Origin of the sequence: Pseudomonas sp. K5002, assembly GCF_013386655.1 — a bacterium.
In the GTDB taxonomy this organism is placed as follows: Bacteria; Pseudomonadota; Gammaproteobacteria; order Pseudomonadales; family Pseudomonadaceae; genus Aquipseudomonas.
The window spans coordinates 1-6,541 of the sequence record NZ_JACARK010000686.1; the positions used below are offsets into that span (position 1 = coordinate 1).

6 protein-coding genes are annotated in these 6,541 nt (G+C 61.1%); 4 read left to right on the forward strand and 2 right to left on the reverse strand.

All coding sequences use genetic code 11. The features are described from left to right. Positions 1–2,717, reverse strand: a 2,717-nt coding sequence (locus HX846_RS26210) for a membrane-targeted effector domain-containing toxin (RefSeq protein WP_178966388.1), incomplete at its 3' end; no start/stop codon positions are given. A gap of 69 nt (positions 2,718–2,786) precedes the next feature. Continuing rightward, positions 2,787–3,683, reverse strand: coding sequence for a LysR substrate-binding domain-containing protein (locus HX846_RS26215; protein WP_003219287.1), 897 nt, complete (start codon positions 3,681–3,683; stop codon positions 2,787–2,789). 109 nt (positions 3,684–3,792) lie between these two features. On the opposite strand from HX846_RS26215, the gene HX846_RS26220 reads away from it, so the two are divergent. From HX846_RS26220 to truD, 4 genes are all read left to right on the forward strand, one after another. Then, the gene (locus HX846_RS26220) at positions 3,793–4,905 is read left to right on the forward strand and encodes an S-(hydroxymethyl)glutathione dehydrogenase/class III alcohol dehydrogenase (RefSeq protein ID WP_008432216.1); all 1,113 of its coding nucleotides are present in this window, start codon (positions 3,793–3,795) and stop codon (positions 4,903–4,905) included. 8 nt (positions 4,906–4,913) lie between these two features. Next, on the forward strand, positions 4,914–5,759 hold the full coding sequence (gene fghA / locus HX846_RS26225) for an S-formylglutathione hydrolase (protein WP_003219284.1): 846 nt from the start codon (positions 4,914–4,916) through the stop codon (positions 5,757–5,759). 54 nt (positions 5,760–5,813) lie between these two features. Next, positions 5,814–6,287, forward strand: coding sequence for a 2-C-methyl-D-erythritol 2,4-cyclodiphosphate synthase (ispF, locus tag HX846_RS26230; RefSeq protein WP_003219282.1), 474 nt, complete (start codon positions 5,814–5,816; stop codon positions 6,285–6,287). Beyond that, on the forward strand, positions 6,284–6,541 hold a 258-nt coding region (gene truD, locus HX846_RS26235), incomplete at its 3' end, for a tRNA pseudouridine(13) synthase TruD (RefSeq protein WP_178966389.1). The genes ispF and truD, both read left to right, overlap by 4 nt.

The window sequence follows — 6,541 nt, forward strand, 5'->3', positions numbered from 1 at the left end:
AGGTTGGCCTTGACCGTTCCCTCACCCTTGCCGATGCCCAGGCTGGCGGTGCGTCCCGTGTCCACATCGACGCCGAGGTGCCCGCCAGCCGCTGCATCCTCGATCCGCAGGCCGATGCTGCCGGTGAGTTCGGCGATCCCCGGAATCCCTTTGTAGGTATTGGTATGGCTGTCACCCACCAGTGCGACCCATTTTCCCGGGCGCGGCTTGGTGGTCTGGATCCATTGAATCACCTCGGTGGCGTAGTAGTTCATCATGCGCTGGCGCAAGTTGTCGGCGGTGTCGGGCAGGTCGCGCAGCATGTAGCTGACAGTGCAGTCGATCGGCTGGATTTTGATCCCGGCGTCACGGGCTGCGGTGACGATGTTGACGAACGAGTAGTGCCGGTCGCGCAACGGCGGGTAGATGTTGTTGAGGAAGCCCTTGAGTTCCTCGGGCATCACCGCGCTTCGGGTACGGTAGAACGCCTTGAGCAAGGGCATGTGTACATCCGTCAGCAGATGCTCGAAATAGAGGCGTTTGACCCCCTCGCTGGCCAACAGCGGCATGTTATTGATCAGGAACGCCTTGCTCGACAGGGCTCCATGGCTTTCGCCGATCACCAGGCCGTCGCTGGCGTGCAGCAGTTTTTGAATGATGGTCGGCTGCGATTCATTCAGGCTGAGCCTTGGAAGCACGGGCCGCATCGGTGAAAACGACAAGTTGGCAAAGAATATCGTGGCATCTTCAGACAGCTTGGTTCTTTTCTCGAAAAACCACTTGCGGGTGTCTTTCACTGGCTGGGCACCGCTGCCCACGGGTTCAAGGTTTTCCGAAAACGAACTGGTGTCGGTGAGCATCTCCGAAACGGTCTCGCGTGCGGGGGGTGGCATCTCGTAGGCACTGTAGAACGTCGAGTGTTGCGGGCCGCCGAACAGCGTGTAGACCCTTTGCCAGGCATTGCGAAATGCGCCTCCGCCGGCCAGCCCGGCCGTGCGCCACTTCAGGTCGGCGCTCTGGATGGCATACAGGCCGGTGGATTGCAGCGTGTTTGGCGCGTTGGGAGCCATTACGAACAGTTCGAAGAAGCCTGATTCATTGGGGGTCTTGTAGGTCAGGTACAGGTCGCCGTGAATCCGGATGGTCTGCAGGCCGCCGGGAGTCATCCGTGGGCTCAGGGTGCGCGTCTCGGTGTTGGCCGCCATGGAGGTTTCGTTGATGGCGCTGACGCTGATCCGGCCCGCATCCTGGCGTACTGCCGGGCCCAGGGTGGGGCGCAGGCTTTCGAGGCCCTTGAGCCCCTTGGACACGCCATGGGCGACCACCGGCAGCGCGTTAAGGGCGCCGAATACAATGCGCTCCTTCGCGTGGGGTTTGCCGCGCAGCAGGTCGTCGGCACCCACCATCATTTCAGTTGCGCCGGAGGTCAGGAAGCAAAATTCCGCCAGTAGCGCGTTGCCCATGGCCAGTGCCACGGGAACCGCCAGAATGCAGGCTTTTTCCAGGGCATCCAGGGTGTCGGCCTTGAGCGTATCCAGGGGCGAAATAAAGCTTCGCGCCGCTACTTTTGCAAGGCGTACCCTGATCTGCCGGGCGATGAACTCAAACGGGTTACTGCCCAGTGCCGGATACATCGGGTTATTGATGTACTGCTCGGGATCCCAGTAGTTATCGGCCCGCAGGCTGTTGAACAAACCCGGGGAGGTTGCCGGCTTCGGAAACACCGCCATCCCCACCAGTGCCTCCTCCACGCCGCTGTAGATCAGGCCGGAGTCGATGGCGTCCTCGTCGAAGTGTTGGGTCAGCGCCTTGCGTTGAGTGGCGTCCCTTGCCGTTTCCACCAGCCAACTGCGCATGTCTGCCGGGTTATTGAACCCATGGAAGGGCGAGGAGTTGCCCGGGATATAGAGCAGGGTCACCTGGCTTTGGTTATCGGTGATGGTCAGGATGTCGGTGGATTCGCTGTTGTGAACGCGCAATAGCCGCAGGGACAGGTTTGGGTCGAGGCGATAGGGCTCCTGGAAATCCTCCAGGGTGAGGTTGTCGTGGTTCTTGTCCATGCCGATTCCCGCCGCCCGTGCCGCCAGCTGTCTCTCTGCCACGGTCAGGGTGAACTCATGGAACTGTTCCAGATAGGCTTTGGTGAACGCGATGCGCATCAGGGTGTTGTAGTTTTCCCGGTGGTTGTTCCAGAACTTGCCGATCGCCTCGTCGTAGGTTTGTTCGAAATGGCTTGAGTTAACGATGAGCCTGAAGGTTTTTGGTGAAATCTGCAGCTGCGTGCTCGGGTCGTAAACCTGGGGCTGGCTTTGCAGATACAGCGCCTCATAACGCCTTGGCGGGATCCAGCCCGAGACGATGAACTCTTCGTTGAACATTGCCGGAATCCGGTTATCCATCAAGCGCGGCAGCTCGCTGACAATATTGAAATAAGGTGCATTGGTGGAAAACCCGGTGGTATTGAGCATGCCGCCCGGGGGCTGGGGCGCATTGCAGACCATGGCCTCGGTCAGCGACATCGACTGGATCACCACGGCGGTGAAGGCCGCGTTGGGGTTGTCGGTGTTGTATTCGAGGGTGGCGAGGAGGGTGGTATCCGGGTCGAACTCGACCTGGCTGAGGGGCTGTACCCGCTCGCGGATCAACTGGGCGGCGATTTGCGAAGGTACGGGGAAATCCGCCAGGACCTTGCGAACGAAATGACTGATGCGCTGGAGTTGCGGGCCGTTGGTTATCATGGGGGTGCCTGGTTACGCAGTAAAAAAGGCTATTTACCGGCACTCAGGCGCTGCATGGGCGGTAGCAGTCTATCTCAGGTAGACGGGATGGTTGCCCAGGCCCTCCTTGAGAAAGTCCACCAGTTTTCGCACCTTGGGCGAAAGGTGGCGTTGTTGCGGGTACAGCGCCCAAACCGCGGTGTTGGGCGGTTGATGGGCTTCGAGTAACGACACCAGTGCGCCGCTGTGCAAATGCTCCAGCACGTAATAGTCCGGCAACTGGCAAAGACCGACACCTTGCAGGGCCGCATCCAGCACCGCTTGCCCGCTGTTGCAGCGCCAGTTTCCCTGTACCCGCTGGGAAAATTCGCGCCCGTCCTGGGCCAGTTGCCAAATATCCGAGCTGCCGATCAGGCAGTTATGCCGGCTTAACTCCGACAAGCTATGTGGCCGCCCGTACCTGGCCAGGTAGGACGGTGACGCGCACAGGTACATACGCCGCGGCGCGAGGCGGCTGGCAACCATGCGCGAATCCGCCAGGCGCCCGAGGCGAATCGCCAGGTCCAGGCCTTCGTGCACCAGGTCCAGCTGGCGGTTGGTCAATTCCACGTCCACGCGCAATTGCGGATAAAGCGCCATGAACCGCGTCACCAGCGGCACGATAAAACGCTCGCCGTAAGCCACTGCGCAGGTCATGCGCAACATTCCCTTGGGCTCGCTGGCCAGGTCGCCCACGGCGCGCAAGGCTTCTTCGCGACCGTCCTGCAATCGCTGGCAATGTTGCAGGAAGGTCTGGCCGGCTTCGGTCAGTGTCACCTTGCGCGTGCTGCGATACAGCAAGCGTGTTTGCAGGCGCTCTTCCAGTCGCGCGACCTGGCGGCTGATATGGGACGACGACACGCCCAGGCGCTCGGCGGCCGCGGTGAATTGGCTGCATTCGGCCACGGCGACGAACTCGTCGATGCCCTCCCAGCGGTTTTCCAGCATGCTGATTGTCCCTGTGCGGCAATAATGTTTTGCTTTTGTCTGGATTATTAATCAGATGAGCATGTTTTACACTGCCGGCCTTACGTTTTTAACCCGATGGAGAAACCGGATGATCAAGTCCCGCGCGGCCGTAGCCTTCGAAGCCAAGAAACCCCTCGAGATCGTTGAAGTGGATGTGGCCATGCCCAAGGCGGGCGAGGTGCTGTTGCGGGTGGTGGCGTCCGGTGTGTGCCATACCGATGCCTACACCCTGTCGGGCGCGGACCCGGAAGGCATTTTCCCGTCGATCCTCGGCCACGAAGGCGGCGCCGTGGTTGAAGCCATCGGCGAAGGCGTGACCTCGGTGGCGGTGGGCGACCACGTGATCCCGCTGTACACCCCGGAATGCGGCAAGTGCAAATTCTGCCTGTCGGGCAAGACCAACCTCTGCCAGGCGATTCGCGCCACCCAGGGTAAAGGCCTGATGCCAGATGGCACCTCGCGCTTTTCCTACAAGGGCCAGCCGATTTTCCACTACATGGGCACTTCGACCTTCTCCGAATACACCGTGCTGCCGGAAATCTCCGTGGCCAAGATTCCCAAAGAAGCGCCGCTGGAAAAAGTCTGCCTGCTGGGCTGTGGCGTCACCACCGGTATCGGTGCAGTGATCAACACCGCCAAGGTCAAGCCGGGCGACACCGTGGCCATCTTCGGCCTGGGCGGCATCGGCCTGTCGGCGGTGATCGGCGCGGTGAAAGCCAAGGCCGGCCGCATCATTGCCATCGACATCAACCCGGCCAAGTTTGAAATCGCCAGGCAGCTGGGTGCCACCGACTGCATCAACCCGAAAGACTACGACCGCCCGATCCAGGACGTGATCGTCGATTTGACCGATGGCGGCGTCGACTTTTCCTTCGAGTGCATCGGCAATGTCCAACTGATGCGTGCGGCCCTTGAGTGCTGCCACAAAGGTTGGGGCGAGTCGGTGATCATCGGCGTGGCCGGCGCCGGCCAGGAAATTGCTACCCGTCCGTTCCAACTGGTCACCGGCCGCGTCTGGCGCGGTTCGGCGTTCGGCGGCGTGCGCGGTCGCAGCGAGTTGCCAAGCTATGTGGAAATGGCCCAGGCCGGTGAAATCCCGCTGGATACGTTCATCACCCACACCATGGGCCTGGAAGATATCAACAAGGCGTTTGACCTGATGCATGAAGGCAAGAGCATCCGCACCGTCATTCACTTCTGAGGTCGGCCATGAGTCTGGAAAACCTGTCGTGCCAGAAAAGCTTCGGCGGCTGGCATAAACGCTACAAGCATCATTCCGACGTGCTGGGTTGCGACATGACCTTCGCCGTGTACCTGCCGCCGCAAGCGGAGCAGGGCGGCAAATTGCCGGTGCTGTACTGGCTATCGGGCCTGACCTGCACCGATGAGAACTTCATGCAGAAGGCCGGCGCGCAACGCATGGCAGCCGAGCTGGGGTTGATCATTGTTGCGCCGGACACCAGCCCGCGCGGCCCCGGTGTGCCGGGTGATCCGGACAACGCCTGGGACTTTGGCCTGGGCGCCGGTTTCTACCTGAACGCCACCCAGGAGCCCTGGGCCCAGCACTATCGGATGCATGACTACGTGGTGCAGGAGTTGCCTGCATTGGTCGAGGCGCATTTCCCGGCGTCGGCCAAACGCGGGATCAGCGGCCACTCCATGGGCGGCCACGGCGCGCTGGTGTGTGCCTTGCGCAACCCGGGGCGTTATCAGTCGGTGTCGGCGTTCTCGCCGATCAACAACCCGATGGATTGCCCGTGGGGCCAGAAGGCATTCTCCCGCTACCTCGGCGAAGAGCGCTCGAAATGGCGCGAATGGGATGCCTGCGTGTTGATCAGCGAAGCCTCGGAAAAGCTGCCATTGCTGGTGGACCAGGGCGACCGCGACGATTTCCTCGCGGTGCAGCTCAAGCCTGAAGCGTTGCAACAAGCGGCCAGGGCGGCGAACCATCCGCTGGAGCTGCGCCTGCAACCGGGCTATGACCACAGCTACTTCTTTATCGCCAGCTTCATCGAAGACCATTTACGCCATCACGCGCGCGCTTTGCTCGGTTAATGTGAGGCAAAAGTAGGTAGAATCACGCCCTGAATTAAATCGGGGCGTTTTTTTATGCGTATTGGCCACGGCTATGATGTGCACCGTTTCGCCGAAGGCGATTTCATCACCCTGGGCGGCGTGCGGATCGCGCACCACCACGGGTTGCTGGCTCATTCCGACGGCGACGTGGTGCTGCATGCCTTGAGCGATGCCTTGCTCGGCGCAGCTGCGTTGGGCGACATCGGCAAGCACTTTCCGGACACCGACCCGACCTTCAAGGGCGCGGACAGCCGTGTGCTGTTGCGTCACGTGGTCGGCTTGATCCATGCCAAGGGCTGGAAGGTCGGCAACGTCGACAACACCATCGTCGCCCAGGCGCCCAAGATGGCCCCGCATATCGAAACGATGCGCGCGCTGATTGCCGCGGATCTTCAAGTTGAGTTGGATCAAGTGAACGTAAAAGCCACCACCACCGAAAAGCTCGGGTTTACCGGTCGCGAAGAGGGCATTGCCGTGCACTCCGTTGCCTTGTTGCTGCGCGCATGAATGATCTGCAACTGCTGGGCCCGCGTGCCTATGGCGAGGCCTTGGGCAGCGCTGTTCTAAAGGCCACCGCTGAAGACTTCCAGGTGGATGAAGTGCTGGATATCCCGCTGACCGGCGAGGGTGAACACCTGTGGTTGTGGGTGGAAAAGCGCGGCCTGAATACCGAAGAGGCGGCGCGGCGGATTGCCAAGGCGGCGGGCGTGCCGTTGCGTACCGTCAGCTACGCCGGGCTCAAGGACCGCCAGGCGCTGACA

Coding starts and splice junctions, on each gene's coding strand:
- fghA (WP_003219284.1), top strand. CDS start 4,914: ATGAGTCTGGAAAACCTGTCGTGCCAGAAAAGCTTCGGCGGCTGGCAT.
- HX846_RS26220 (WP_008432216.1), top strand. CDS start 3,793: ATGATCAAGTCCCGCGCGGCCGTAGCCTTCGAAGCCAAGAAACCCCTC.
- HX846_RS26215 (WP_003219287.1), bottom strand. CDS start 3,683: ATGCTGGAAAACCGCTGGGAGGGCATCGACGAGTTCGTCGCCGTGGCC.
- ispF (WP_003219282.1), top strand. CDS start 5,814: ATGCGTATTGGCCACGGCTATGATGTGCACCGTTTCGCCGAAGGCGAT.